Annotated in this window: 21 protein-coding genes and 2 tRNA genes; 14 read left to right on the forward strand and 9 right to left on the reverse strand. The window is 50.0% G+C overall.

The window, feature by feature from the left end; all coding sequences use genetic code 11:
- Positions 1-289 precede the first annotated feature (289 nt).
- Genes ptrA through recD form a run of 3 tightly spaced genes read left to right on the forward strand, consistent with a single transcriptional unit; the run spans position 290 to position 8,561 of the window.
- The gene (ptrA, locus tag J1C60_RS03945; RefSeq protein ID WP_128178245.1) at positions 290-3,181 is read left to right on the forward strand and encodes a pitrilysin; all 2,892 of its coding nucleotides are present in this window, start codon (positions 290-292) and stop codon (positions 3,179-3,181) included.
- Positions 3,178-6,729 (forward strand): exodeoxyribonuclease V subunit beta, encoded by a 3,552-nt coding sequence (recB, locus tag J1C60_RS03950; protein ID WP_128178247.1) that lies wholly within the window; start codon positions 3,178-3,180, stop codon positions 6,727-6,729. The genes ptrA and recB overlap by 4 nt, the downstream gene beginning before the upstream one ends.
- Complete coding sequence (gene recD, locus J1C60_RS03955) at positions 6,717-8,561, forward strand: exodeoxyribonuclease V subunit alpha (protein ID WP_128178249.1); 1,845 nt, start codon at positions 6,717-6,719, stop codon at positions 8,559-8,561. Before recB ends, recD begins: the two co-directional genes overlap by 13 nt.
- A gap of 104 nt (positions 8,562-8,665) precedes the next feature.
- Here recD and argA read toward each other — a convergent pair whose 3' ends face one another.
- Positions 8,666-10,012, reverse strand: coding sequence for an amino-acid N-acetyltransferase (gene argA, locus J1C60_RS03960; RefSeq protein WP_182611420.1), 1,347 nt, complete (start codon positions 10,010-10,012; stop codon positions 8,666-8,668).
- Between the two features lie 214 nt (positions 10,013-10,226).
- Between argA and amiC the strand changes: the two genes are divergently transcribed.
- The gene (gene amiC, locus J1C60_RS03965) at positions 10,227-11,471 is read left to right on the forward strand and encodes an N-acetylmuramoyl-L-alanine amidase AmiC (protein ID WP_128178253.1); all 1,245 of its coding nucleotides are present in this window, start codon (positions 10,227-10,229) and stop codon (positions 11,469-11,471) included.
- 176 nt (positions 11,472-11,647) lie between these two features.
- Here amiC and J1C60_RS03970 read toward each other — a convergent pair.
- Both J1C60_RS03970 and J1C60_RS03975 read right to left on the reverse strand, forming a co-directional pair.
- Positions 11,648-11,724, reverse strand: a tRNA-Met gene (locus tag J1C60_RS03970).
- A gap of 61 nt (positions 11,725-11,785) precedes the next feature.
- A tRNA-Met gene (locus J1C60_RS03975) sits at positions 11,786-11,862 on the reverse strand.
- A gap of 205 nt (positions 11,863-12,067) precedes the next feature.
- Here J1C60_RS03975 and mltA point away from each other — a divergent pair.
- Both mltA and tcdA read left to right on the forward strand, forming a co-directional pair.
- On the forward strand, positions 12,068-13,177 hold the full coding sequence (gene mltA / locus J1C60_RS03980) for a murein transglycosylase A (RefSeq protein ID WP_128178255.1): 1,110 nt from the start codon (positions 12,068-12,070) through the stop codon (positions 13,175-13,177).
- A 211-nt stretch (positions 13,178-13,388) separates the two neighbouring features.
- Positions 13,389-14,192 (forward strand): tRNA cyclic N6-threonylcarbamoyladenosine(37) synthase TcdA, encoded by an 804-nt coding sequence (gene tcdA / locus J1C60_RS03985; protein ID WP_128178257.1) that lies wholly within the window; start codon positions 13,389-13,391, stop codon positions 14,190-14,192.
- A gap of 16 nt (positions 14,193-14,208) precedes the next feature.
- Here the strand turns inward: tcdA and csdE are convergent, their stop codons facing one another.
- Both csdE and csdA read right to left on the reverse strand, forming a co-directional pair.
- Positions 14,209-14,652 carry a cysteine desulfurase sulfur acceptor subunit CsdE gene (gene csdE, locus J1C60_RS03990; protein WP_128178259.1) on the reverse strand — a complete coding sequence of 148 codons (444 nt, stop codon included), beginning with the start codon at positions 14,650-14,652 and terminating at the stop codon, positions 14,209-14,211.
- 2 nt (positions 14,653-14,654) lie between these two features.
- Positions 14,655-15,860 (reverse strand): cysteine desulfurase CsdA, encoded by a 1,206-nt coding sequence (gene csdA, locus J1C60_RS03995; protein WP_128178261.1) that lies wholly within the window; start codon positions 15,858-15,860, stop codon positions 14,655-14,657.
- Between the two features lie 217 nt (positions 15,861-16,077).
- Here csdA and J1C60_RS04000 point away from each other — a divergent pair, with 217 nt between their 5' ends.
- The 4 genes from J1C60_RS04000 (at position 16,078) to rlmM (ending at position 19,111) form a co-directional block, all read left to right on the forward strand.
- Complete coding sequence (locus tag J1C60_RS04000) at positions 16,078-16,302, forward strand: YgdI/YgdR family lipoprotein (RefSeq protein WP_128178263.1); 225 nt, start codon at positions 16,078-16,080, stop codon at positions 16,300-16,302.
- A 347-nt stretch (positions 16,303-16,649) separates the two neighbouring features.
- Positions 16,650-17,567, forward strand: coding sequence for a transcriptional regulator GcvA (locus J1C60_RS04005; protein ID WP_128178265.1), 918 nt, complete (start codon positions 16,650-16,652; stop codon positions 17,565-17,567).
- A gap of 52 nt (positions 17,568-17,619) precedes the next feature.
- A complete protein-coding gene (locus J1C60_RS04010; protein WP_128178267.1) occupies positions 17,620-18,015 on the forward strand; it encodes a DUF423 domain-containing protein in 396 nt (131 codons plus the stop codon).
- The gene (gene rlmM, locus J1C60_RS04015) at positions 18,008-19,111 is read left to right on the forward strand and encodes a 23S rRNA (cytidine(2498)-2'-O)-methyltransferase RlmM (RefSeq protein WP_128178269.1); all 1,104 of its coding nucleotides are present in this window, start codon (positions 18,008-18,010) and stop codon (positions 19,109-19,111) included. Before J1C60_RS04010 ends, rlmM begins: the two co-directional genes overlap by 8 nt.
- Before the next feature lie 41 nt (positions 19,112-19,152).
- Here the strand turns inward: rlmM and xni are convergent, their stop codons facing one another.
- The 3 genes from xni to queF form a co-directional block, all read right to left on the reverse strand.
- Positions 19,153-19,917, reverse strand: a complete 765-nt coding sequence (xni, locus tag J1C60_RS04020; protein ID WP_128178271.1) for a flap endonuclease Xni — start codon at positions 19,915-19,917, stop codon at positions 19,153-19,155.
- A gap of 39 nt (positions 19,918-19,956) precedes the next feature.
- Positions 19,957-21,321 (reverse strand): nucleotide 5'-monophosphate nucleosidase PpnN, encoded by a 1,365-nt coding sequence (gene ppnN / locus J1C60_RS04025; RefSeq protein WP_128178273.1) that lies wholly within the window; start codon positions 21,319-21,321, stop codon positions 19,957-19,959.
- Between the two features lie 250 nt (positions 21,322-21,571).
- Positions 21,572-22,417 carry an NADPH-dependent 7-cyano-7-deazaguanine reductase QueF gene (gene queF, locus J1C60_RS04030; RefSeq protein WP_128178275.1) on the reverse strand — a complete coding sequence of 282 codons (846 nt, stop codon included), beginning with the start codon at positions 22,415-22,417 and terminating at the stop codon, positions 21,572-21,574.
- 106 nt (positions 22,418-22,523) lie between these two features.
- Between queF and syd the strand changes: the two genes are divergently transcribed.
- From syd to J1C60_RS04050, 4 genes are all read left to right on the forward strand, one after another.
- Complete coding sequence (gene syd / locus J1C60_RS04035; RefSeq protein WP_128178277.1) at positions 22,524-23,069, forward strand: SecY-interacting protein; 546 nt, start codon at positions 22,524-22,526, stop codon at positions 23,067-23,069.
- A gap of 616 nt (positions 23,070-23,685) precedes the next feature.
- A complete protein-coding gene (locus tag J1C60_RS04040) occupies positions 23,686-24,015 on the forward strand; it encodes a YqcC family protein (protein ID WP_128178279.1) in 330 nt (109 codons plus the stop codon).
- Positions 24,015-24,794, forward strand: coding sequence for a tRNA pseudouridine(65) synthase TruC (truC, locus tag J1C60_RS04045; protein WP_128178281.1), 780 nt, complete (start codon positions 24,015-24,017; stop codon positions 24,792-24,794). Before J1C60_RS04040 ends, truC begins: the two co-directional genes overlap by 1 nt.
- An 11-nt stretch (positions 24,795-24,805) precedes the next feature.
- Positions 24,806-25,252, forward strand: a complete 447-nt coding sequence (locus tag J1C60_RS04050) for a flavodoxin (protein WP_128178283.1) — start codon at positions 24,806-24,808, stop codon at positions 25,250-25,252.
- Between the two features lie 46 nt (positions 25,253-25,298).
- Here J1C60_RS04050 and garD read toward each other — a convergent pair whose 3' ends face one another.
- Entirely contained in the window at positions 25,299-26,858 is a 1,560-nt protein-coding gene (gene garD, locus J1C60_RS04055) for a galactarate dehydratase (protein WP_128178285.1), read from the reverse strand.
- Positions 26,859-26,871 lie beyond the last annotated feature (13 nt).

Consider the following 26,871-nt stretch of genomic DNA (forward strand, 5'->3'; position numbering starts at 1 on the left):
TGGCAGACACGAACAAATAAGGTAAAGATTGCGGACATCCTATAGGTCATCCTGTAATGTTACTTTATAACGATTTGGGTTATTTACATCGCGTTATTGTCTGTCTGCACAGCTGCAAAGTGCCAGTGTAATCGGTGTTTTGCTAATGTTTTGCACGTTATTTATCTGCGTGGGTTCCGGAAACGGATGCAGGTGCTTACTTGAGTAAGCGATTTGCTTCGTCATGAATGTTATTTGAACTTAGGGTATATACCGACCGGGGAATAGCCAGAAAAGTAAAGAGGTATTAATGGGTAAGTATGCTGTCTGGATTATGAGTTTATTTTTTTGCTTCATCTTTTGGAGCACGCCTTCTCAAGCAGGAACCGGTTGGCAACCCATTGTGGATACGGTGCGCAAAAGTGAGAAAGATCCACGTCAGTATCAGGCTATTACGCTGGATAATGGGATGACGGTACTATTGGTTTCAGATCCTCAGGCACCTAAATCGTTGGCGGCGCTTGCTTTGCCAGTGGGGTCGTTAGAGGATCCTGGCAAGCAATTGGGTCTGGCGCACTACCTTGAGCACATGTTGTTGATGGGATCAAAACGCTATCCTCAGCCTGACAATCTTGCTGAGTTTCTCAAGAAACATGGCGGTAGCCACAACGCCAGCACCGCCTCTTATCGTACCGCTTTCTATCTTGAAGTAGAAAATGATGCGCTTGAGCCTGCGGTCGACCGTTTAGCCGATGCCATCGCTGAGCCGCTGCTCGATCCGGTTAATGCCGATCGGGAACGTCATGCCGTGAATGCTGAACTGACCATGGCACGCTCGCGTGATGGGTTACGTATGGCTCAGGTAGGTGCAGAAACTCTGAATCCTCAGCATCCAGGTGCGCGTTTTTCCGGGGGAAATCTTGAGACATTACGCGATAAACCAGACAGCAAATTGCATGATGCCCTAACCGATTTCTACCAGCGCTATTATTCTGCGAACCTGATGAAAGCGGTGGTATATAGCAATAAGTCGTTGCCTGAGATGGCAAATATTGCGGCTAAAACCTTTGGTCGGGTGAGCAATCGTCATGCATCAGTGCCCCGTATCACTGTGCCTGTTGTGACGGAAAAGCAGAAAGGCATCGCCATTCACTACGTACCGGCACAACCTCGTAAACAGTTAAAAATCGAATTCCGGATTGATAATAATAGCGACAAATTCCGCAGTAAAACCGATACGCTGATTGCCTATCTCATTGGAAATCGTAGCAAGAATACGCTTTCCGACTGGTTACAAAATCATGGTCTGGCTGATTCGATTAACGCTGGTGCAGATTCCGTTGTCGACCGTAATGGCGGGGTATTTTCGATCTCGATATCACTCACAGACAAAGGTTTAGCGAAACGCGATGACGTAGTGGCTTCAGTATTCAGTTATCTGAATATGTTGCGCGCCGGCGGGATCGATCGCGCCTATTTTGATGAAGTTGCTCACGTATTAGATCTGGATTTTCGCTACCCCTCCATTACTCGCGATATGGATTACATAGAATGGTTGGTCGATACCATGCTGCGGGTGCCGATTACGCATACGCTGGATGCGCCTTACATTGCCGATCAATATGATCCTGCGGCAATAAAAGCACGACTTGATAGCATGACGCCGGAAAATGCGCGAATTTGGTATATCAGCCCTAAAGAACCCCACAATAAAACGGCATATTTTGTTAATGCGCCTTATCAGGTCGAAAAAATCAGCGAGGAGCGTTTTGCTGAATGGCGGAAAGCTGCCGCGGCGATCAATCTATCGCTGCCGGTGCTCAATCCCTATATTCCTGATGATTTCAGCCTCATACCTGCAACGGATAAGCCTTTTGCGCATCCACAGGCACTGATAAATGAGCCAGGGTTACGCGTGTTTTACATGCCCAGTCAGTATTATGCTGATGAACCCAAAGCAAATATTACGTTGGCGCTGCGTAATAAAGCGTCCATGAGTACGGCACGGCATCAGGTGCTATTTGCATTAAATGATTATCTGGCGGGTGTTGCACTTGATGAACTGAGTTCACAGGCATCGGTTGGTGGGATTAGTTTTTCAAGCTCCGAAGATGACGGTGTCATGATTAGTGCCACAGGCTTCACGCAGCGTCTTCCTAAGTTATTGAAAAAATTACTTGAAGGTTACGCTGGTTTTAGCCCGACTGAAGAACAACTGGCACAAGCGAAATCCTGGTATGAAGAGCGATTGGATTCGGCAGATAAAGGCAAAGCGTTTGAACAGGCGATCCAACCGGTGCAGATGGTTTCACAACTGCCTTATACCGAACGTAGTGAGCGCCGTGCTTTACTGAAATCGATCACCGTGAATGAACTGAACGCCTACCGTAAAAATCTGCTTCAGAACGCGACGCCTGAAATGTTGGTGGTCGGTAATATGACGGCAGAAAGCGTTACTTCGCTGGCGCATGAGGTAAAAGAGCAACTGAACTGTAGCGGACAAGGCTGGTGGCATAATAGCTACGTTGTGATTGATAAGAAGACGTTAGCTAATATTGAAAAAACAGGAAGCAGTACTGATTCTGCACTGGCAGTTATCTATATTCCTGATGGTTATGCCGAATATGAAGGTATTGCCAGCAGCGCTATGCTGAGTCAGATTGTCCAGCCCTGGTTTTATAACCAATTGCGCACTAAAGAGCAGCTTGGCTATGCGGTTTTTGCATTTCAGATGCCGATAGGCCGGCAGTGGGGGATTGGTTTCCTGCTGCAAAGTAATGATAAACAACCAGCCTGGTTATTGCAGCGCTATCAGGCATTTTATCCTGAAGCGGAAAAACGCCTGAGAGCCATGAGCAAAGAGGATTTTGCCCAGTATCAAATGGCAATGATTAACGAGTTGATGCAACGCCCACAAACGCTGGATGAAGAAGCTGGCCGCTTTAATAAAGATTTTGACCGTGAGAATTATCAATTTGATACGCGTGCCAAAGTGATTGAGGAAGTGAAACGGCTCTCCCCGGAAAAACTGGCCACGTTCTTCCATAAAGCCGTGCTGAAACAGCAAGGGATGGTAATGATGTCGCAGATATCCGGTAGCCATCATGGTAAAGCTGATTACGCGAAATCAGAAGGGTTCAGAACCTGGCGTAACGTTTCAAGTTTGCAGCAATCTTTATCGGTAAAGGGTGTTGAAAAATGATCGTCCCCGTTTCGCAGCGACTGGATCCATTAACGCTGCCATTAATCGGTGAGCGATTAATTGAAGCCTCTGCCGGAACCGGTAAAACCTTTACCATCGGCCTGCTTTATTTACGTTTGCTACTGGGGTTGGGGAGAGATGCAGCTTATCCTCGGCCGCTTTCAGTCGAAGAAATTTTAGTGGTGACGTTCACTGAAGCGGCGACGGCTGAGTTGCGGGGGCGCATACGCGAAAATATCCATCAGTTACGTATTGCCTGTGTACGTGGTGGCAGTGATAACCCAATGCTGATGGCATTGTTATCAGAAATCAGTGATATCAGGCAGGCTTCCGTAATGCTGCTGGCGGCCGAGCGTCAGATGGATGAAGCGGCCATCTTTACCATCCACGGTTTTTGTCAGCGTATGCTTAATCTCAACGCTTTCGAATCTGGCATGTTGTTCGAGCAGCAACTGATCGAAGACGAACACGCGTTACGCAAACAGGCAACAGCAGATTTCTGGCGCCGTCACTGCTATCCACTTCCGTGCTCCATTGCGCAGGTGATTGCCGCAGAGTGGAGCGGCCCGGAACAGTTACTTAATACGCTTTCCCCCTGGCTTCAGGGGGAAACGCCCACCCTGAAATATCCTCCCGCCAGTGATGAAACGCTGAGTGAACGACATGAAAAGCTGATTGCCCGTATTAATGTATTGAAATCACATTGGCGGGTGGCCGCTGATGATTTGCATGCGCTGATTAGCGATTCAGGTGTTGATAAGCGTAGCTACAGCAGTAAAAATTTGCCTAACTGGCTGGAAAAAATTCGCCAGTGGGTAGAAGAAGAGACGCTGGACTATAGCGTACCAAAAGATCTGGAACGCTTTGCACAAAGCACGTTGCGAGATAAAACTAAAAAAGGGGAAGTGCCGCAGCATCCTCTGTTTTTACTGATTGACAACTTCCTCGCTGAACCGCTTTCGCTGCGTGACCTGGTGATTGCCAGGGCTCTGCAGGAAATTCGGTTTACCACGCGTAAAGAAAAGCGTCTACGTGCACAGTTGGGGTTTGATGATTTACTGAGCCGCTTTGATGAGGCGTTACAACGGCCCAGTGGTCCGGTACTGGCCCAGACAATTAGATCGCGTTATCCGGTTGCACTGATTGATGAATTCCAGGATACCGACCCGCAACAATACCGAATCTTCCGCACACTTTACATGCAAAAGCCCGAAAGCGCATTGTTGCTCATTGGCGATCCGAAGCAGGCGATTTATGCATTTCGCGGTGCGGATATTTTTACCTATATGCAAGCCCGATCTGAAGTTAGCGCACACTATACTCTGGATACTAACTGGCGCTCATCCCCTGCAATGGTTGACAGCGTTAATCGGCTTTTTTCGCAACTCGATAATCCTTTCCTGTTTCATGAGATTCCATTCATGCCCGTTAAGGCGGCAGCATCCAATGAGACTTTACGTTTTACCCTAAATGGCGCAGAGCAACCCGCACTTAGGTTTTGGCTGCAGCCGGGTGAGGGGGTCGGCGTGAATGACTATCAGCAATTTATGGCACGCCAGTGTGCGGCGGATATTTGCCGCTGGTTGGTCGCTGGACAGCAGGGAAAAGCGCTTATTGGTAAGGGGAGTAACATGCGCGCGGTGAAGGCATCGGATATCACTATCCTGGTGCGTAGCCGCAATGAAGCATCGGTAATGCGTGAGGCTCTTAACGGACTGCATATCCCGTCGGTTTACCTTTCAAATCGTGACAGCGTATTTACCACGCTCGAGGCACGTGAATTGCTATGGTTAATTCAGGCCGTACTCGCCCCGGAACAGGAGCGAACGCTCCGCAGTGCGCTCGCTACCAGCATCATGGGATTAGATGCGCTGGCACTTGATGTATTGAGCCAGGATGAGCGTGCGTGGGATGTGTTGGTTGATGAATTCGACGGCTACCGGCAAGTGTGGTTGAAGCGTGGCGTATTGCCGATGCTGAAGGATTTTATGGTGTCGCGACAAATTGCTGAGAACTTGCTGGCATCAGAGAATGGTGAGCGGCGTCTCACCGATCTGCTGCATCTTGGCGAGCTATTGCAGGAAGCCTCCTCTCAACTTGATAGTGAACATGCGCTGGTTCGCTGGCTGGCTCAGCAGCTTGCGCAACCGAATAGCCAGGCTACAAACCAGCAGCTACGTCTGGAAAGCGATCGTCATTTGGTACAGATCGTCACGATTCACAAATCGAAAGGCCTGGAGTACCCGCTGGTGTGGTTACCGTTCGTGGCGAATTTTCGAGAGGCAACGCAGGGTATTTATCATGACAGGCAAACTTTTCAGGCATTGCTTGATTTGCAGGGCGATGAAGAGAGCCAGCAATTGGCTGAACAAGAGCGTCTGGCGGAGGATCTCCGTCTGCTTTATGTCGCATTGACCCGCTCTGTCTGGCATTGCAGTGTAGGGATCGCGCCGCTGGTCAAAGGTAACCGTAAAAAAGATCAGGAAAGTGATTTGCACAAAAGTGCACTTGGTTTTCTGGTATTACGCGGAGAAGCAGCAAATAGCAGCACGCTCTTCAACAGGTTGCATGAATTGGCCGATGATACGTTGGCACTGACTACGGATGTACTTATTGACGAAACGCCCTGGCAACCTGCTGCTGAACATTATCCTCTGTTAAGCAGCCAGTCGATGACGCGTCCGCTGCGAGATGACTGGCGAGTGACCAGTTATTCAGGTTTACAGCAGCATGGCACGAGCATGGTGCTGGATTTATTACCCCGCTTTGATGTGGATTCCGCCGGAGAAAACGCGCAAGAAAGTGAGTCCGTACTTACGCCACATAGCTTTCCCCGGGGAGCCTCGCCGGGAACATTTCTGCATAGCCTGTTTGAGAATATCGATTTTACTCAGCCTCTCGATTCGCTCTGGTTGCAGGAGCAGCTTTTGCAGCAGGGTTATGATGATACCTGGCTTCCAATACTGGAGACATGGGTCACACGAGTGTTGAATACGCCGCTTGATGAGACGGGGGTCAAGTTAAGCCAGCTAGCGCCGGAACACAGGCAAGTAGAATTGCAGTTTTATCTACCTGTCGACACTATGTTGACGGCATCGGCGCTGGATAAGCTGATCCGCCACTTCGATCCGTTATCAAAACAGGCCCCTGTACTGGCGTTTCATCAGGTCCAGGGGATGTTGAAAGGCTTTATCGACCTTGTTTTCCGCTGGCAGGGAAAATACTACCTGCTGGACTACAAATCCAACTGGCTTGGCGATGAAAGTCAGGCTTATAGCCAGGATGCGATGGCGCAGGCCATGATTTCGCATCGATACGATCTGCAATACCAACTCTATACACTGGCATTGCACCGCTATCTCCGTCATCGGCTTGCTGATTACGATTATGAACAGCATTTCGGTGGCGTTATTTATCTGTTCTTGCGTGGTATTGATGGGGATATCAGTGGGAATGGCGTATTTCGGACACGTCCAACGGGGGATTTTGTGTCGGCATTGGATGCACTGTTCAGCGGCGAGGTGTCGGAGGAATTATGGCAACCTTGACGGCGCTGCTACGTGAAGCGTGTGATAAGCGCCTAATCCGCGCGCTCGATTTGCAATTTGCTCTGATGCTGGCGGATGAGTCACAGCCAGCATTAATGCTGGCGGCGGTATGTGTGAGTGCTGAAGCGGGTGAGGGGCATGTTTGTCTGCCTCTGAATCAGCTGAATGCAGGACGCTTTTTTTCCGGGCGTCACCCTGAGCTTGCAGCGGCAATCTGGCAGGCAGCGGGAATGCCTGATGACTGGCAAACCTTATTACTTAGTACCAAGGCGGTAAGTGATGGCTCACTGTCAACCCCGTTGGTGCTATATCATCAGCGCCTTTACCTCAATCGTATGTGGCAGGGGGAAGGTCGCGTCGCCGATTTTATTACTGCAATGCCCGGTTCGGAGACATTCACTGACCAGGCATTAGCGGAAGTTCTGAGCCAGCTGTTTGGTCAACGTCCGGATGACTGGCAAAAAATAGCCGCTGCCGTTGCGCTTACCCGCCGAATTTCAGTGATTTCCGGCGGCCCCGGTACCGGAAAAACAACTACCGTGGCGAAGTTGCTCGCGGCATTGATCCGTTTGACTCCCGGTACGCTTCGTATCCAGATGGCCGCGCCTACCGGTAAAGCCGCTGCCCGCCTGACGGAATCGCTAGGGAAGGCGCTGCAGGGACTTGCGTTGAGCAATGAAGAGCAGCAGCGTTTCCCCGCAGAGGCGACAACGCTGCATCGTTTGCTGGGCGCCCAGCAAAATAGCCAGTACATGCGCTATCATGCCAACAACCCCCTGCATCTGGATGTATTGGTGGTGGATGAGGCTTCGATGGTGGATTTACCGATGATGGCAAATCTGATCGCTGCTCTGCCGCCGCAGGCGAGGGTGATTTTTCTCGGCGATCGCGATCAATTGGCCTCAGTTGAGGCCGGGGCTGTGTTGGGGGATATTTGTCGGCTGGCAGAGGCCGGCTATAGTAAAACGCGTGCTGCACAGCTCTCACAGATAACGGGATGCCAGCTAGATGGGCAAGATGATGATACCGCTTCCCCAGTACGAGATAGCCTCTGCCTACTGCGTAAAAGTTATCGCTTTGACGAAAATTCAGGTATAGGGCAGTTGGCTCAGGCGGTCAATATCGGGGATAGTAGCGCCGTTGAATCGGTTTTTAACGGCAATTTTAATGATATCAGACGATTTCCTTTGGTCACGCCTCTGGAGTACCAGGCATTACTGGATGACTGTGTTGCAGGCTACCATGACTATCTGACTCGAGTAGCTCAGGCCGCAGCGCCTGGGGATGTTATTGAGGCGTTTGGTCGCTATCAGATACTGTGTGCGCTGCGTGAAGGCCCCTTTGGTGTGGCTGGGCTAAACGATCGTATTGAGCTGGCGCTACAGCAAAAGAAATTGATTCACCGCCCTTCGGCAACCAGTGGAAAATGGTATCCGGGACGCCCGGTGATGGTTTCCCGTAATGATAGTGCGTTAGGGCTTTTTAACGGTGATATTGGCATCGCCATGAACGATGATACCGGGGCACTCAAGGTTTTTTTCCCGTTACCTGACGGTACGATAAAGTCGGTACAACCCAGCAGGTTGCCTTCGCATGAGACAGCATATGCCATGACCGTACATAAATCGCAAGGTTCTGAATTTGACCATACTGTGCTGGTGCTGCCGAATCATTTTTTGCCGGTCTTAACGCGTGAGCTGGTGTATACCGCCATCACTCGTGCTCGCCGTCAGCTAACGCTGTATGTCGATAATCGGGTGTTTACTAAAGCTATCAAGGTACGCACGATACGCCGCAGTGGCCTTATTGAACGTTTGATGTTTCCTGCATAGTTCAGGCTGCAGCAAACCATGCTGCAGCCTGGGGATGAATAAGCAGATATTCCCGAGAGGGGCGTTTATGCGTAGATAAAAAGTGGCATGCGGGAAGCCAGCGATTAGCTTAAATCGGCCATTAACACTTTTGATCGGCGTTGATAATTGTACATCTGTTTTTTACTCTCTGGCAGGACCTCAATATCCACTGGCGTAAAGCCACGCTCCTGGAACCAGTGAATACTGCGGGTTGTCAGGACAAAGAGCTTCTTCAGACCCATTTGTCTGGCTTGAATTGCCACACGCTGGAGCAGAGCTTCTCCGCGTGAGGAGCTGCGATAATCAGGGTGGACAGCCACACAGGCCATTTCACCTATCTGTTCGTCCGGGAAGGGATACAGCGCCGCACAGGCGATGGTGAGATTATCACGCTCGATGATGGTGAATTTATCGATTTCCATCTCAAGTTGTTCGCGCGAACGCCGTACCAGTATGCCCTGTTGTTCCAGCGGACGTATCAGTTCGAGAATGCCGCCAATATCATTAATCGTGGCTCGACGGATCTGCTCAGCGGATTCCATCACGATCTGCGTTCCTATACCATCACGTGAGAAAAGCTCCTGTAGCAGTGCACCGTCTTCCTGGTAGCTAATCAAATGGCTACGCCGCACGCCGCTGCGACATGCTTTCACCGCGCCACGTAAAAAACGTACTGTAGCTGAGAGATAGTCGCCCTGGTTTTCACGCACTTCAATATGCTGCTGCGCATCGTTTGGGAGCAGTTCAGAAATGATATTTCCTGCATCATCCGTTACACCCTGTTCAGAGCAGAATCCAATCATTTTCTCAGCTTTTAGCTTAATCGCTAACTGTGTGGCAACCTCTTCGGAAGTAAGGTTGAAGCTTTCACCGGTAACGGAAACAGCGACCGGGCCCATCAGCACGATAGCGCCGCTGTCGAGCTGGCGATGGATGGCCTCTTCATCAATACGACGAATACGCCCGCTATGGCAATAATCAACGCCATCATCAATGCCAAGCGGCTGAGCGATAATGAAATTACCGCTAACCACATTAATATGCGCACCTTGTAACGGCGTATTATTCAGGCTCATCGACAAACGAGCGGTGATATCGAGCTGTAATAAACCAGCGGCCTGTTTAACCAGCTCTAGCGACCGGGCATCGGTAACGCGGGTAAACTTGTGGTAAATGGGTTCAAGCTGATGCTCTGCAAGGTTTGCGTCAATCTGCGGGCGAGCACCGTATACCACGACCAAACGGATACCCAGACTGTGCAACAGACCAATGTCATTAACAATGCTGGAGAAGTTCTGATGCTCAATGGCTTCGCCGCCCAGCATGATGACAAATGTTTTACCCCGGTGAGCATTGATGTAGGGAACGGTATGGCGAAATCCCTGAACCAGTTCGGTGCTACGTTCCTTCACAGTAAACCCTCTTTGCATTTTTATTCGAAATTTTTGTATTTTTATTCTTTTATCGTCCGTGATGCAAGAGGCAATTATCCCCAAGTATCATAGAGAACCGAGGTTTTTTATGGTTAATGTGCTGCATTTATTCGCTTTTTCGGGGTGACACTGATTAGCGGATTAGTTAAAGTTTTTTCCCTATTGATTTTTTTGGCTGTTTATTAGACATATCACAGTAAGCTGGAGCGGCATGTCCGAATCAAACTCATATCTTAATCGTCGCCGATTCCTTAAGGGGGCCGGTGCGGTTTGGCTACTTAGCCTTAGTCCGGTTGGCCTTGCCGCCGCTAGTCATGTGGTTGCGGTGCGTATTTGGCCGTCATCGACTTACTCACGCTTAACGCTGGAATCGAATATTCCACTTAAATATAAGCAATTTGCCTTGAGTAACCCCGATAGGGTGGTGATCGATGTTGAAGGCGTTCAGCTTAATCAGGTGCTGAAAGGGGTTGGCAACCTGGTCCGTGCGGACGATCCTTACATAAAAAATGCGCGTGTTGGGCAGTTCGATGCGAATACCGTGCGTTTAGTGCTGGAGTTAAAACAAAACGTCACGCCGCGCATTTTTACTCTGAACCCGGTAGCCGGTATCAAAGATCGCCTGGTACTTGATCTTTATCCCGCGAAGGGAAAAAGTGAAGACGATCCGCTGCTGGCTCTGCTCGAAGATTACAACAAAGGCGACCTGGAGAGCGATCAACCTGCAGAAGCCCCGCTCCCGGGAAAAGCTGGGCGCGATCGGCCTATTGTCATCATGCTGGATCCGGGGCATGGGGGAGAAGATTCTGGTGCCGTCGGTAAGAATAAAACCCGCGAGAAGGATATCGTCCTCAAGATTGCCCGTCGGCTGAAATCAATGATCGACAAGCAGCCCAATATGCGTGCCTATATGACACGCAATGAAGACGTATTTATTCCCCTGAAAGTGCGGGTCGCAAAAGCGCGTAAACAGCGGGCCGATCTTTTTGTTTCGATCCATGCTGATGCTTTTACCAGTCGGGCTGCGCGTGGTTCCTCAGTATTTGCCCTTTCGATTAAGGGGGCAACCTCAACTGCTGCACGCTTTTTAGCCCAGACGCAGAATGAATCTGATCTGATTGGGGGTGTCAGTCGCAGCGGCGACCGTTATCTGGACCATACCATGTTCGATATGGTGCAAAGCCTGACAATTAATGACAGCCTGAAGTTTGGTAAAGAAGTGCTGTCTCGTTTAGGAAGAATTAATCATTTGCACAAGCGTAGCGTTGATCAGGCGGGCTTCGCGGTATTAAAGGCACCGGATATTCCCTCAATTCTGGTAGAAACGGCTTTTATCAGTAATCTGGAAGAAGAGCGTAAATTAAAGACCCCCCGGTTTCAGCAGCAGGTTGCTGAATCTATTTTAGCGGGTATCAAAGCTTACTTCGCTAACGGCGCGCCTGTTGTTGGTCGCTAGTGGTGAGTTTTGGCGCAGACGACGGGCTTACAGTTATGCGAGTTGTGGGTTCGTTGGCCATTAGGTGTGTCTAAATGATGGCATAAAAATATCTGGCGATATGGGCGAAGTAGATTGGATCGGGAGATTGCTGAAATTTAGATACAAAAAAACACCCTTTCAGGTGCTTAGATGATTGGTTGCGGGGGCCGGATTTGAACCGACGACCTTCGGGTTATGAGCCCGACGAGCTACCAGGCTGCTCCACCCCGCGTCCGTCTTACTGTCGCTTCCGTCACGACATTTACTTCTTTTCGCTACTACTTAAAGCGAATTGGTTGCGGGAGCCGGATTTGAACCGACGACCTTCGGGTTATGAGCCCGACGAGCTACCAGGCTGCTCCATCCCGCGTCCGTGGAAGCGCACTATACTCTCCGCGCATTTTGATGCAACCCTTTTTTCAAAGAAACTTATTAAAAAACGGTCTGTTGTTGAATTTATCCCCCGTTTGCTGATTTGTTATGCAATGTGGGCGGTTCTTTTTTGAGAGGCGCATTTAAATATCGTTTCGCCTTTGCTATCTTCGGCCTGAATCGCGGCCAGATAAGAGAAAGCAATGAAAGGATGTTGGGCAAAATATGCAGTTACGGGCGTAATACTTGCGCTGTTGGCGGGATGCTCGTCAAAACCAACCGATCGGGGGCAGCAATATATAGACGGTAAGCTTGAACAGCCGCTCGCATTGGTCAATCAGCCTAACGCCAAAGGATTCCCGGTAAATGGCAAGGATTTTGCCGATCAGGTTGGGGAAATCCAGTTTGCCTCTCCTGCTATGTTTACTCGCCAAAATGGAACTTACAGTGCCATCAAAGGCTGGTTAATGGCCGGTGGTGATACGCGACAGTTGCGGCAGTTTGGGCTTGATGCTTACCAAATGGAAGGTGTTGATAACTATGGTAACGTACAGTTTACGGGGTATTACACGCCGGTCATTCAGGCGCGCTACACCCGCCAGGGCGAATTTCAGTACCCTCTGTATCGTATGCCACCGCGCAGTAAGGGCCGCCGTCTGCCAAGCCGCGCTGAAATATATCGTGGTGCGCTTGATGAACGCTATGTCGTTGCCTGGAGTAACTCGCTGATTGATAATTTCATGATGGATGTGCAGGGCAGTGGCTACGTTGATTACGGTGATGGTCGTCCACTGATGTTCTTTGGTTATGGTGGTAAAAATGGCCATGGCTATCATAGCATCGGTAAAACGCTGATCGATCGCGGCGAAGTGAAGCGCGAAGATATGTCGATGCAGGCGATCCGTAAATGGGCGGATGAACACAGTCCTGCGGAGGTGCGTGAGTTGCTGGAAACCAATGCTTCATTTGTTTTTTTCAAACCGGAAAACTTTGCGCCAGTACGCGGATCCAGTGCCGTTCCTCTGGTGGCTAAAGCCTCGGTTGCGGCCGACCGCTCGCTCATTCCCCCTGGTTCAGTTTTGTTGGCTGAAGTGCCACTACTTGATAATAATGGTAAATTTACCGGCAAATATGAGATGCGGGTCATGGTCGCACTGGACGTTGGTGGTGCGATAAAAGGGCAACATTTCGATATTTATCAAGGGATCGGAGCTGACGCGGGACATATGGCCGGTTTCTTTAATCACTATGGTCGCGTCTGGATATTGCGTTCCGCTCCGGGAGCCGGTTCAACGTTGTTTAGCAACAGCTAAACCATTCGGCTTAATGCCATTCGTCTTAGCCTTATCGCGGGCATGATATGAGACGAATGGCTTGGATACGATCCACACGGATGCAACTGCAGCGATGGGGCGTATAATAGCGCAAATCGAACGCGGGCAAGTTGAACAATCCGCCCGCGCGCCTTTTCATGTTTGAAGATGACGATCGCTTCGCTTTTCTATGGTTAATCAAGGTAATTTCATGACATCACTCTCCGATGCCTGGCTGCAGCGTTTTGGCGGTACAGCGCGTTTATATGGGCAGTCTGCTCTGCAACTGTTTGCCGAAGCCCACGTCTGCGTAATTGGCATCGGCGGTGTGGGGTCGTGGGCAGCTGAAGCGCTGGTGCGTACTGGTATTGGCACCATCACGCTAATTGATATGGATGATGTCTGCGTGACTAATACCAACCGGCAGGTCCATGCGTTGCGTGAGAATGTTGGCAAAGCAAAAACAGAGGTGATGGCCGAGCGGCTCTTGGCGATCAATCCGGAATGTCGGGTGATCTGCATTGATGATTTTATTACCGCAGAGAATACCGCCACGCTGATGAACGCGGGTTACAGCTATGTGATTGACGCGATTGATAGCGTTCGGCCAAAAGCCGCCCTGTTGGCCTGGTGCCGCCGTAATAAGGTTCCGCTGGTTACGACCGGTGGTGCGGGGGGACAAATCGACCCGACACAAATTCAGGTCGCCGACCTTGCAAAAACCATTCAGGATCCTCTGGCTGCAAAATTACGCGAGCGTTTAAAAAGCGATTTTGGCATCGTTAAAAGCAGTAAAGGAAAACTGGGTATCGATTGCGTTTTTTCAACTGAAGCGCTGGTTTATCCTCAGGCAGATGGTACGGTCTGCGCCTCCCGCAGCACAGCAGAAGGCCCTAAACGCATGGATTGTGCTTCAGGTTTCGGCGCGGCCACAATGGTAACGGCAACGTTTGGTTTTGTTGCAGTATCGCATGTGCTTAAAAAGATGATGGCAAAAGCGGCTCGGGGGGCGTAGGTAGCCAACCGGCTGGCTACCCCTGTCGAGCTGCGCGCAGAACCGCGTCGGACAAGGCCTGCAAACCGCTGCTACGAGAACTACTGAGCTGATTGCGTAAGCCCAGCTCATCAAATAGCACCAGCGGGTCACTGTCACGTAGCGTCTGGATAGTTTGTCCTTCTATGGCCGTAAGCAGTACCGCCAGAAGTCCCCGAACAATGCGGCCTTCGCTATCACCATAAAAATGCAGGGTTCCGTCAGCCATGCGTTGATGGCCCAGCCAGACACGATTTTCACAGCCGCTAAGTTCAATCTCACTGGATTTCAGCACCTCGGTAAGCGCCGGGAGCTGTTTGCCCAACAGGATCAACTGGCGGTAACGATCTTCCCACTGATGCAAAGCGGTAAATTTTTCTTTTAACCCGCCTCGGGTAATACTGGTCCCGAATGGGTGTGGTGCAAGTTGAATAATGGTCATCGTTAATCTGCCAGTAAAGCCATTGCGTTTCGTATGGCACTCGTCAGTGCTTCAACATCCTGTAAAGTATTATAAGGAGCAAATGAGGCGCGCAGTGTACCTTCTACCCCCAGCGCCGCCATTAGCGGCTGGGCACAGTGCTGGCCAGCCCGCAGAGAAATCCCCTGTTCTGCCAATAACGTCACCAAATCGCTGTGGTGAACGCCTGCAATGTCAAAAGAGAGTAGGCTGGCATGACTGCAACGATAACTTCGGAAGCCGTCTATTTGTGCCAGTTTTTCTTCTGCCAGTGTCGCGAGGTGGCAGCTCCACGATTCAGCTGCCGCCATATCAACTGTAGCTAGCCATTCCAGTGCGGCACTCAAACCAATGACCCCCGCCACATTTGGTGTTCCGGCTTCAAAACACCAGGGAACCGGTTGTGGGATAAAACCGTTAAAATCGACTTTGCTTAGCATTTTTCCACCACCTTGCCATGGCTGCATTTCCGCCAGTAATGCACTTTTTGCATACAAAGCGCCGATTCCCATAGGCCCGTATAGCTTATGAGCAGAAAAGGCATAAAAATCAATATCCAGAGCCTGTACATTTGGCGGATTATGCACCACACCTTGTGCGCCATCTATCATCACTTTGGCACCTACAGCATGTGCTAACTGAATGGCATCGGCAATGTCCGGGCAGCCGCCCGTGACGTTGGACATTTGCCCCAGCGCCAATAGACGTGTTCTGGCGCCGAGCAACGAGGGGAGTAGGGACATATCCGGGAGTCGGTTGCTGCCCAGTGGCCATTTTACCACGCGGGCGCCTGTTTGCTGTGCCACCATTAGCCAGGGCACAAGATTGGCGTGATGTTCCGCTTCACTGACAAGAATTTCATCACTGGGCTGTAACCGTGGACGCAAAAAACTTTGTGCTACCAGATTGATCGCTTCGGTAGTGCCGCGTGTCCAGACGATATTATGTGCATCGTGAGCGTGTAGCAGCGTTGCGACTTGGGTGCGTGCGTGTTCATAACGCTCCGTGAGTTTACGTGCTTCGGCGAATTGGCTGCGATGCACGGTCCCCGCGCTCAGGCTGTAAAATTGCTGCGTCGCTTCAATGACCGCGTGTGGTTTCAGCGTCGTTGCCGCGCTATCAAGGTATACCCCAGCGTCGTTCAGCGCCGGAAAATGTTGACGAAACTGGGCCGGATTAAATGTTGTCATGCTGCTCTCTGATGATAAAAATTTTAGGACCACGCTGAATTTACTGGGTTAACCTGGCAAAGCTGCAAAAGCGCGTTATGCTAATTAATGCAAGGTTTAAACTATTACTCCCTGAATTAGATTCAGTCCCATTTGGCTATTTATTTGCCAGTTTGTTTTGGGCAGTCGGTATTCAGCGGGTGGTTTATCGCAATTATTATCTGCAAGGAGATAGAAGATGAAAAAACTAACCGCAGTACTGGCCGTTTGCGCCATAACCTTTACCTTAGCTGCCTGTTCCAGCAATTACGTGATGCATACCAATGATGGTCGCACCATTGTCGCCGATGGCAAACCTATGGTAGACGATGAAACCGGTATGATCAGCTATAAAGATGCGAACGGCAATAAGCAGCAGATTAATCGTTCAGACGTGAAAGAGATGGTTGAGATGGGACAATAATCTCAGCGTAAAAAAAAGCACCGCAATTTGCGGTGCTATGAAAATGACTATGGACAGACAGGAAAATCTACAGGAATTAAAAGGTAGTGAGACTACCGGATCTGAAAAGTGTCAGATCAATTGCAAACACAACATCACTACCACAAGCCAAAAGATTTCTAAAAATCCACGATCTCACGCACAAATCTAAAAAAACTTTTCGTTCCGGCTCGGGAAGTGCCGCAACTATAGGTATTTGCTGGAGCTTCCTCAACGGACAATTTATAATGTATCGGATTAAAAAATCTAATACGTAACCTGGCGTTGCTGAGTTGCATCCGGTTGTAACAGAAAAGACTGTGGAAACCATGTCAAAACGTCTCCCTCCTTTGAATGCGCTGCGTGTTTTTGATGCAGCGGCGCGTCATCTTAGCTTTACCAAAGCGGCTGAAGAGCTGTTTGTTACCCAAGCTGCCGTGAGCCATCAAATCAAATCGCTGGAAGATTTTCTGGGACTCAAGCTGTTTCGTCGCCGGAATCGCTCACTGCTGCTTACTGAGGAAGGGCAGAGTTACTACCTGGATATTAAGGAAATTTTCTCGGCAATAAATGATGCAACACGTAAGCTGCAGGCTCGAAGTGCTAAAGGTGCGCTGACGGTCAGTCTGTTGCCAAGTTTTGCCATTCAGTGGTTGGTGCCTCGTCTTTCAAGCTTCAACTCGGCTTATCCCGGCATTGATGTGCGTATCCAGGCGGTTGACCAGGAACTGGAAAAACTAGCAGATGATGTGGATGTGGCTATTTTTTATGGGCGCGGTAACTGGCCGGGGCTGCGTGTTGAAAAGCTATATGCAGAGTATCTGTTGCCCGTTTGTTCGCCGCTGCTGCTCACGGGCGAGAATGGTTTGAAAGTTCCCGGCGATTTAACACGCTTTACTTTGTTGCATGATGCGTCACGTCGCGACTGGCAATCTTATACGCGCCAATTGGGTTTACAGCATATTAACGTACAGCATGGCCCCATTTTCAGCCATAGCGCGATGGTGCTGCAGGCGGCCATTCACGGTCAGGGGATCGCGTTAGCCAATAACGTTATGGCGCAAACCGAGTTGGAAGCGGGGCGGTTAGTCTGCCCGTTCAATGATGTTTTAGTGAGTAAAAATGCTTTTTATCTGGTTTGTCATGACAGCCAGGCAGAACTGGGTAAAATAGCCGCCTTCCGTCAGTGGATCCTGGCGAAAGCCGCAAGCGAACAGGAAAAATTTCGTTTTCGCTATGATCACTAATCTTTTTCATGCGTGGTGAGAACACGGCGCATTTTGTTTTGAGGATCGTTCGATGTCCAGTCGTGCAATGTTGATTTTCTCAGCTATCAGCGGGTTTATCTACGTGATGTTTGGGGCGTTCGGTGCCCATGTGTTAAGTAAATCACTTGGCGAACAGGAAATGTCCTGGATCCATACCGGGTTGGAGTATCAGGCATTCCATACGCTGGCGATCACAGGGCTTGCTACAGCGATGCTGCGCCGCGCTAATATTTGGTTTTACTGGAGCAGCGCTGCCCTGGCTCTGGGAACGGTGCTGTTCAGCGGCAGTTTATATTGCCTGGCGCTCTCGCACTTAACTCTGTGGGTATTTGTGACGCCAGTGGGCGGTGTATGTTTCCTGATTGGCTGGGTTTTGATGTTAATTGGCGCACTGCGTCTGAAAAAAAGGGCGGATCGCCATGAATAAAGTATTGTTGTATTGCCGCCAGGGTTTTGAAAAAGAGTGTGCTGCCGAAATCACGGATAAAGCCACGCAGCGCGAAATTTTTGGTTTTGCCCGGGTTAAAGATGATTCAGGTTATGTACTGTTTGAATGTTATCAGCAGGGCGATGCTGAGAAATTGATCCGAGAACAACCTTTTGGCGAGTTGATTTTTGCCCGGCAGATGGTTGTTGTGGGTGAACTTCTGCGCGATCTACCGCCGGAAGATCGTATTTCCCCTATTACCGGTATGCTGACGGGCGTGGTGGAAAAAGGCGGCGATCTGCGGGTTGAAGTACCTGATACTAACCAGAGTAAAGAGCTACTAAAATTTTGCCGTAAGTTTACCGTGCCGCTGCGCGCGAGCCTGCGTGCTAACACTATTCTGCTGAAATATGAGAGTGCAAAACGTCCGGTGGTGCATGTGTTTTTTATCGCGCCCGGTCACTGCTATGTGGGTTATTCCCTGCCGGAAAATAATTCTCCATTCTTCATGGGGATCCCGCGGCTGAAATTTCCATCTGATGCGCCAAGCCGTTCAACGCTGAAGCTGGAAGAGGCGTTCCACGTATTTATCCCTGCAGATGAATGGGATGAGCGCCTTGCCAGCGGGATGTATGCGGTTGATCTCGGCGCGTGTCCGGGAGGATGGACCTATCAATTAGTTCAACGCAGCATGATGGTTGATGCTATTGATAATGGCCCGATGGCACCGAGTCTGATGGATACCGGGCAGGTAACGCATCATCGTGAGGATGGTTTTAAGTATCGTCCAACACGCACCAATATCTCGTGGGTTGTGTGCGATATGGTAGAAAAGCCTGTGCGGGTAGCGAATCTGATGGCTGACTGGCTGGTCAATGGCTGGTGTCGGGAGGCAATTTTCAATCTCAAATTACCGATGAAAAAGCGGTATGAAGAGGTATCGCAAAATCTGGCAATGCTCGCTGAGCGACTAAAAGAAAGTGGTATCAATGCGCAAATACAGGCACGTCAGCTTTATCACGACCGTGAGGAAGTGACGGTACATATTCGTCGGATCTGGAGTGCAACACCCGGACGCCGCGACGAGCGTTACTGATTGCTATCTGGCCGGATAAATGGCGATCCGGCCCGTTTTGATTATCTGCCTTGTAAGGCGATTCGCAGATCTTTCAGGTTACCATCCAGCGTTAAATCCGTTTTTAATGTAGCAACTTGCTGGCAAACTAATGCCATATCATGGTGCTGTTCCAGTTTGCTGCGCCATTTTTCCGGAATATCAGCCAGATGCTGATAAATTCCCTGAAGAGAACCAAACTCGGTTAAAAGCTGGCTGGCGCTTTTGGGACCAATTCCGGCTACGCCGGGAATTTTGCTGCTACTTATTCCTGCCAGCCCCCAGAAATCCGTCAGTTGCTGTGGTTTGACACCAAACTCTTTTTCGATAAAAGGCATATCCAGCCAGCGTTTCTGAAAATAGTCACGGATAAGAATCGTCGGAGCCAATAGTTGGCAATAGCCTTTATCGGTCGAAACAATCGTTGCCTGGTGGCCGCTAGCGGCCACTTTCATCGCCAGCGTTGCGGCAAGATCGTCAGCTTCATCCTCTATGGCCGTCCAGCAGGCAACACCAGCATGAGTGAAGGCTTCACGTAACTGCGGCATTTCAGCATGCAAATTTTCCGGCATAGGGGGGCGGCCAGCTTTGTAGTCTGGCAGCAATTGATGTCGCCAGCCTTCGCGTCGTTCGTCGTTATCGAACACCGCTACCGCATGCGAAGGATTACTGTGCCGGAGTAACTGCTGGAGTGCGGCCAGGCAGGTTTCCTGACAGGGCGAGCCCTGGACGGCATGGATGCGCCGAATTAAATTCAGCGCATCGATGATTAAAAGATGAATATTCATCGACAATTATCCAGGGTCACGCTGTGACTCTGTGTCAGGTTATTTGATGATTTCATAACAGGGAATATACGCGGTGCCGGGTAATTTCATGCGATGTTGTGCAACGAATCCCTGAAGCAGCAAGTCCATGCGATGCATCATTTCTGCATCGCCGCGCAGTTTATAGGGACCTCGTTCTTTAATCTCGCGGATACCTATCTCTTTTACGTTGCCGGCAACAATTCCTGAGAAAGCACGCCGTAAGGCCGCTGCGAGCTGCTCTGGTGGCTGATTGGGATACAGATTGAGATTAGCCATATTTTCATGCGTTGGCATAAATGGAACCTGCAGCTCTGGTGCAATGCGAATTGACCAGTTAAAGCTATAAGCGTCACCGGTTTCACGACGATGTTGTTTTACTTTCGGCATCGCTTCCTTCATCTGGCGCGCCACTTCAGCGGCGTCGTCAATAATGATGGTGTAGTAACGGCGCGCCTCTTCACCCAGGGTATTAACAATGAACTCGTCCAGTACGCGGAAATAATCGGCACTCTCTTTCGGTCCGGTAAGAATCAGCGGCAATACCTGTTCGCGATTATGTGGATTCATCAGAATTCCAAGCAGGTAAAGGAGTTCTTCCGCCGTACCAACGCCGCCTGGAAAGATAATGATGCCATGTGCGATACGCACGAAGGCTTCCAGACGCTTCTCGATATCTGGCATGATTATCAGCTCATTGACCAACGGGTTAGGTGGCTCGGCAGCAATGATTGATGGCTCGGTCAAGCCGATAAAACGACCATCGCGATAGCGTTGCTGAGCATGCCCGACCGCCGCACCTTTCATTGGTGCCTCCATTACGCCAGGTCCACAGCCAGTGCAAATATTAAGCTCCCGTAAGCCCAGCTGTGAACCGACGTTGCGACAATATTGATACTCTATCGGATTAATTGAATGCCCACCCCAGCACACCACGGTATTGGGTTCTTCTCCGATGTGCAGTGCGCGTGCATTACGCAGAATAGAAAAAACCAGATTGGTGATATGGGTAGAGTTTTCCAGATTCAGATGCTGAAAGCGTCCGGCGTTAGTCATTTGCCCATTAACAAATAAAATGTCCCGTAGCACGGCAAACAGGTTCGCCTGAAGTGAACGGATAATCCGTCCGTCGACAAACGCTTCTTCCGGTGGGTTGATTAATTCCAGTTTTACACCGCGCTCTCTACGTAACACATTGATATCAAAATCTTTAAAGCGAGAGAGTAATTCATGGCTACTGTCAGTTTGGCTGCCGGAGTTAAGCACGGCAAGTGAACAATTACGGAACAGCTGGTAGAGATCGCTGCTGGCCGTACGCTTCAACATGTCGACTTCCAGTTGGGAAAGCAAATCCATAGAGCCCAGCGGGCTAATATGTGTAATCAAGCGAACTCCTTTACACCCATTAGGGCGATTGATGGCCTTGCGCGCATTGTATCGGCCTGCGGCGCAGAGGCGGAAACTCCTTTATAGCCAATACCCGGCTTGTTGGTGACCGGGCCCTGTAACGTGATATTTGTGCTCAGGGTCAGGTTATAGCGATGGGCACCACTGCGGTAATGCAGAGTAGCGTTGTCAGTTAGCGTTTAACAACCGATTCCTTCGTCTGCGATGCGCTCTGCGTGCTGTCTCGCAATTACTGGCGAACCAAACGTGAATACCCGGGTAAAAAATCGGTGTTGGTGCGCCAGGGATTGATATCTAACCCACCGCGGCGTGTATAGCGTGCGTAAACCGAGAGTGTTTCTGGCCGACAGAAGCGCTGGATATCACTGAAGATACGTTCCACGCACTGCTCATGGAATTCATTATGGTGGCGGAATGAAACCAGATAGCGCAGCAGTGCTTCGCGATCGATACGTGGACCACGATAGCGGATTTGTACTGACCCCCAGTCGGGCTGATTGGTGATCAGGCAATTGGATTTTAGCAAGTGGCTGACCAGTGTCTCTTCCACCACCTTGCCGCTGGCGGCGTTGGCAAGGTAATCCGCATTAAACTGATAAGTTTCAATGGAAATATCCTGCTCATCGATGCAATCACCATCAAAATGCCCTATTGGCTGGCCTTCAATTTCCTGAAGGCGGAACAATGCAGCCGTTACCTTTCCCTGTGCACAGGCGCTTAAATCATGCTCCAGTGTCTGACGTACCTCACCCCAGTGAGCAAATTTGGTTTGATTAAAGCTATTAAGGTAGAGCTTAAAACTTTTAGATTCGATCAGATTGATACTGCTGGCATCTAACTGGATTTCGCCGATGGCAACTTGGGGAACGCCTTTGGTATTTAGCCAGGATAGCTCATACAATGTCCAAATATCTGCACCACGAAAGGGTAACGCGGTCGGCTGCAGACCTAACGGTTCCCGATTCAGACTGCGTGGCACTGGCTGTAATAAGCCAGCATCATAATGATCGTGATATTCTGTAGGTTTACCTAACGTCAGGCCTTGCAATGCCTGATATTGATCGTTTGAAGACATACTCTTACCTTAATCGCCCGCTCGGCAGGTTTAACCGTTAAATCGGTACGTTGGTTTATACAATGGGGCTTAAGTGTAACGTAGCCAGACAACAGAGAGAAAATTAATGCAGGACAATACCTCCCAGGCACTTCTGGACTATACCGCACGTTATTGTGCTCTTTGGCAGCGGGAATGCGGACATGCACCCGCCAGCGAGGCGCTGTATGGCGTTGCATCACCCTGCGTTGTGGACTCGCTCGACGATTCTGTTTACTGGCAGCCGCGACCATTTACTTTGGCAAAGAATCTTGATGCCGTTGAACGCGCCATTGAGTTACGTATTCAGCCGTCTGTAGTGGATTTTTATACGAGTCAGTTTGCCGGGGATATGCAGGCACGTCATGCGGAGCGCGTGTTGACGCTGGTTCAGGTGTGGAGTGAAGACGACTTTATTCGGGTACAGGAAAACCTTATTGGTCACCTGGTGATGAAACGACGTCTTAAGCATTCCCCAACGTTGTTTATCGCGACCACCGATTCCGAACTTGAGGTGATATCTGTTTGTAATTTAAGTGGTGAGGTCATACTTGAGCAGTTAGGTACCTCTAAACGTGAGGTACTATGCGCAACGCTTGAGAAATTTCTTGCGTCATTACAAGCCGTTATTTGATGGCTGAGAGATCACCCTGTTTTCATGTGAGAGATCTCTTACATGGTTTGTGAGAGATCGCTAAATAAACCTTGCGGTCATTGCCATGCTGACAGGGTAATTCTTTTAAAATCATTAAGTTAGTTTTATTGTATTTTAACGCGGATTAATAGGCTTGTTTTTTATATGGGTAAGTGTCTTGTTTGCTCCCCTTATTCAGGCAGAATACAACACATCGGAAGGGATGCTGTGGATATCAGGAAGATATCTCTTCAGGACGAATAACGGACTACATCGGGATGATGTATCTACAAGGAAAGGCTTCAGGATGAAGCAGGACAACTCAGGACAGAGTTAAAGGACACCTCCAGGACGGAGAATGAGAGCTGTAGAGGATCTACAGCGGGCCAGGACGCTTAAGGACTATTTGCCATGATGGCTTCGGTGTCAGGAAGACACAAAGGAAAAGTTTTCATGGAAGAGCAGGGAGCACGATAGTAGCTGGATTGCTGCAAACGAACCGGGAGCACTGTTTTTACAGTGCTCCCTTTTTTTCGTCCATACTTTTTACCGCACGCCCGCCGAATGTTATTCTTGCCGCTATTTTGTCATTTGTTCATTTATTATGAGGTCGCTGATGAGCCGAGAACAGCAGGTTCGCCAGAGCTTACTGGCCATAGAGCAGTTATTACACGAGCAGGGATTATGGAAAACCCAGGTGCCCGAAGCGGAAGCTTTCAATAGCAGCGAGCCTTTTTGCGTTGACACTATGCATCCGTTGGAGTGGTTGCAGTGGATCCTTATTCCACGAATGCAGGCACTGCTTGATAGTGAGGGCCCATTGCCAAAAAATTTCGCCATCGCACCCTATTATGACGTTGCACTTGAATCAGACACGCCAGGTCGCCTGGCATTATTGGTTCGTCTTAAAGCACTTGACGATCTCTTTACGGATAGCGCGAACTGATGCTGGAGATCATTTATCAGGATCGCTGGCTGGTTGCCGTAAATAAGCCGGCAGGCTGGTTAGTGCACCGTAGCTGGCTCGATCGTAAAGAAAAAGTGGTTGTTATGCAGACGGTACGGGATCAAATCGGACAGCATGTATTTACCGTGCATCGTCTCGACCGTCCTACATCAGGTGTGCTCTTGATGGGGTTGTCGAGTGAGGTTGGTCGATTGTTGTCGCAGCAGTTTGAGCAGCACCAGATTCAGAAAACCTACCATGCCGTCGTCCGGGGTTGGTTAAGCGGCGCAGAAACCCTCGATTATCCTCTAACTGAAGAGCTGGATAAAATTGCCGATAAATATTCTAATCCGGATAAAGCCCCGCAGCCTGCGGTGACGGCATATCGATCGTTAGCACAGGTAGAAATGCCAGTGGCGATTGGGCGCTATGAATGTGCACGTTATAGCTTAGTTGAACTGGATCCCAAAACAGGGCGTAAACATCAGTTACGTCGCCATATGGTACATCTACGACATCCGATTATCGGTGATAGCAAACATGGTGATCTACGACAAAATCGTGGTGCAGCCGAGCATTTTGGCTGTAACAGGCTGATGTTACACGCCAGTCAACTAGCGCTAACGCACCCGGTTACCGGTGAATCGTTGGTGATCCGGGCGGGGCTGGATCGCGTTTGGCAAAATACGCTGGCGCATTTCGGCTGGCAGGACTGTCTCCCTGATATTCCAAGGGTTGAGTTTGTGTCGCTGTCAGGTCAGGATAGGGACTTATTTTAAGGGGAGCAGCTATGGCGCAGGTGGGTATTTTTGTTGGTACCGTTTACGGTAATGCTTTGTTGGTGGCGGAGGAGGCAGAGCCTATTCTGCAGGATGCGGGCCATGATGTGAAGATTTTCGAGGACCCGACGCTGAGTGATTGGCAGAATTATGCTGATAAAGTGGCCTTGATTGTGACTTCAACCACCGGACAGGGGGATTTTCCCGACAGTATCGCACCGCTTTTTCATAGCATTAAAGACAAGCTTGGGCACCAGCCTGGTGTACGTTATGGCGTCATTGCGCTGGGCGACAGCAGCTATGATAACTACTGTGGTGCAGGCAAGACCTTTGATGCGCTGCTACAGGAACATGGCGCAACACGTATCGGAGAGGTGCTGACGGTGGATGCGACAGAGTATCCGGAACCGGAAGAGGTGACGTCTCCCTGGGTTGAGAACTGGGCGACGCTCTTTTAAATTACTCACAGGTGGGCGGATGCCTGTCACCCACCTGTTTGCCCTGCTATGTCACTGGTGCGGGGTTAAATACAGCCAGTGCATTACGGATGCCCCAGCGATCGGACCAGGTTTGCTTGCGCCCGCTGGCTATCTCCAGAACCAGTTCGAACAGTCGCCAGCCCACTTGTTCTATCGTTTCCTCGCCTGTTGCGATTGTCCCTGCGTTAATATCAATCAGATCATGCCAGCGCTCAGCCAAGGCGGTGCGCGTTGCCATCTTAATGACAGGAATGGCTGCAAGTCCGTAAGGTGTGCCTCGACCGGTGGTAAAAACCTGTAGCGTAATACCGGAAGCCATTTGCTGGGTGCCACAGACAAAGTCGCTGGCAGGCGTCGCGGCGAAAATCAAACCACGTTGTGTTGGGCGCTGCCCGGGAGAGAGCACTTCGACGATTGGGCTACGGCCCGATTTTGCAATAGAACCGAGCGCTTTCTCGACAACGTTGGCCAGTCCCCCTTTTTTGTTTCCAGGTGAAGGGTTAGCACTACGATCGGTTTGCCCCTGATTAAGGTAATCGTCATACCATGCCATCTCTTCCAGCAGACGTTTACCTACGGATTCATTGATTACACGTGGTGTCAGCAAATGAACGGCATCGCGTACTTCCGTGACTTCGGAAAACAGTACCGTCGCCCCACAGCGCACCAGCAGATCGGAAGCATAGCCCACTGCGGGGTTTGCGGTAACGCCTGAAAAGGCATCACTGCCGCCACACTGCATGCCCACAAGCAATTCAGATGCCGGGCAGGTTTCGCGCTGTCGCTGGTTAAGGCGTTGCAGATGGCGATCTGCAACCTGTAAAATGGCTTTCACCATCGCCTCAAACCCCACATGCTGCTCATCCTGAAGGCGTATGATATCGCCCTCATCCAGCGGGATAGCCTGTACGTCATCAGTACCTGCTAATAATTTTTCTGGCTGAAGTTTTTCACAGCCGAGGCTAATTATCATCACTTCGCCACCAAAATTAGCGTTAAGTGCCAGGTTATGCAGGGTACGGATAGGAACGACGGCTGCGGGGGCATTGATGGCTACCCCGCAGCCATAAAGGTGGTTGAGTGCTACAACGCCGTCTACATTTGGATACTGCGGCAGTAGATCACGTTCGATAATATTGACGATATGGTCGACTACACCCGCAACGCAGTGCACGCTGGTAGTAATACCAAGCAAATTGCGTGTGCCCACGCTTCCATCGGGATTGCGGAAACCCTCAAAGGTATACCCTGAAAGTTTCGGAAGAGAGGCGGGGATGTTAGTCGCTAAAGGCAAGTGTTCGAGGGGCGGTGCTTCAGGCAGTGCTACCAGCGACGCCTCAATCCAACTACCCTGTGGGATATCCCGTAGCGCATGGCCAATGATTTCTCCATAGCGAATAATATTGCCGCCTTCTGCGATATTATTTAGCGCCACTTTGTGCCCTTGGGGGATATGTTCAATTAGGCGCAGACCGTCAGGAAAGGTGGTGCCTGACGGCAGACCATTATTATTAACGATAATGGCGACGTTATCCTTCTCATTGACTCTGATATAAAGTGGAATTTCCAGTGCTATTTTATTCATTGCTCCGATGTCC

The organism is [Pantoea] beijingensis (genome assembly GCF_022647505.1).
In the GTDB taxonomy this organism is placed as follows: domain Bacteria; phylum Pseudomonadota; class Gammaproteobacteria; order Enterobacterales; family Enterobacteriaceae; genus Erwinia; species Erwinia beijingensis.

Excerpts from the sequence above, each read along its gene's own strand:
- garD (WP_128178285.1), bottom strand. The coding sequence starts at position 26,858 with ATGAATAAAATAGCACTGGAAATTCCACTTTATATCAGAGTCAATGAG.
- tcdA (WP_128178257.1), top strand. The coding sequence starts at position 13,389 with ATGACATCACTCTCCGATGCCTGGCTGCAGCGTTTTGGCGGTACAGCG.
- J1C60_RS04050 (WP_128178283.1), top strand. The coding sequence starts at position 24,806 with ATGGCGCAGGTGGGTATTTTTGTTGGTACCGTTTACGGTAATGCTTTG.
- csdE (WP_128178259.1), bottom strand. The coding sequence starts at position 14,652 with ATGACCATTATTCAACTTGCACCACACCCATTCGGGACCAGTATTACC.
- mltA (WP_128178255.1), top strand. The coding sequence starts at position 12,068 with ATGAAAGGATGTTGGGCAAAATATGCAGTTACGGGCGTAATACTTGCG.
- amiC (WP_128178253.1), top strand. The coding sequence starts at position 10,227 with ATGTCCGAATCAAACTCATATCTTAATCGTCGCCGATTCCTTAAGGGG.
- J1C60_RS04010 (WP_128178267.1), top strand. The coding sequence starts at position 17,620 with ATGTCCAGTCGTGCAATGTTGATTTTCTCAGCTATCAGCGGGTTTATC.
- J1C60_RS04040 (WP_128178279.1), top strand. The coding sequence starts at position 23,686 with ATGAGCCGAGAACAGCAGGTTCGCCAGAGCTTACTGGCCATAGAGCAG.
- J1C60_RS04005 (WP_128178265.1), top strand. The coding sequence starts at position 16,650 with ATGTCAAAACGTCTCCCTCCTTTGAATGCGCTGCGTGTTTTTGATGCA.
- csdA (WP_128178261.1), bottom strand. The coding sequence starts at position 15,860 with ATGACAACATTTAATCCGGCCCAGTTTCGTCAACATTTTCCGGCGCTG.
- truC (WP_128178281.1), top strand. The coding sequence starts at position 24,015 with ATGCTGGAGATCATTTATCAGGATCGCTGGCTGGTTGCCGTAAATAAG.
- queF (WP_128178275.1), bottom strand. The coding sequence starts at position 22,417 with ATGTCTTCAAACGATCAATATCAGGCATTGCAAGGCCTGACGTTAGGT.
- syd (WP_128178277.1), top strand. The coding sequence starts at position 22,524 with ATGCAGGACAATACCTCCCAGGCACTTCTGGACTATACCGCACGTTAT.
- ptrA (WP_128178245.1), top strand. The coding sequence starts at position 290 with ATGGGTAAGTATGCTGTCTGGATTATGAGTTTATTTTTTTGCTTCATC.
- recB (WP_128178247.1), top strand. The coding sequence starts at position 3,178 with ATGATCGTCCCCGTTTCGCAGCGACTGGATCCATTAACGCTGCCATTA.
- argA (WP_182611420.1), bottom strand. The coding sequence starts at position 10,012 with ATGCAAAGAGGGTTTACTGTGAAGGAACGTAGCACCGAACTGGTTCAG.
- J1C60_RS04000 (WP_128178263.1), top strand. The coding sequence starts at position 16,078 with ATGAAAAAACTAACCGCAGTACTGGCCGTTTGCGCCATAACCTTTACC.
- recD (WP_128178249.1), top strand. The coding sequence starts at position 6,717 with ATGGCAACCTTGACGGCGCTGCTACGTGAAGCGTGTGATAAGCGCCTA.
- xni (WP_128178271.1), bottom strand. The coding sequence starts at position 19,917 with ATGAATATTCATCTTTTAATCATCGATGCGCTGAATTTAATTCGGCGC.
- rlmM (WP_128178269.1), top strand. The coding sequence starts at position 18,008 with ATGAATAAAGTATTGTTGTATTGCCGCCAGGGTTTTGAAAAAGAGTGT.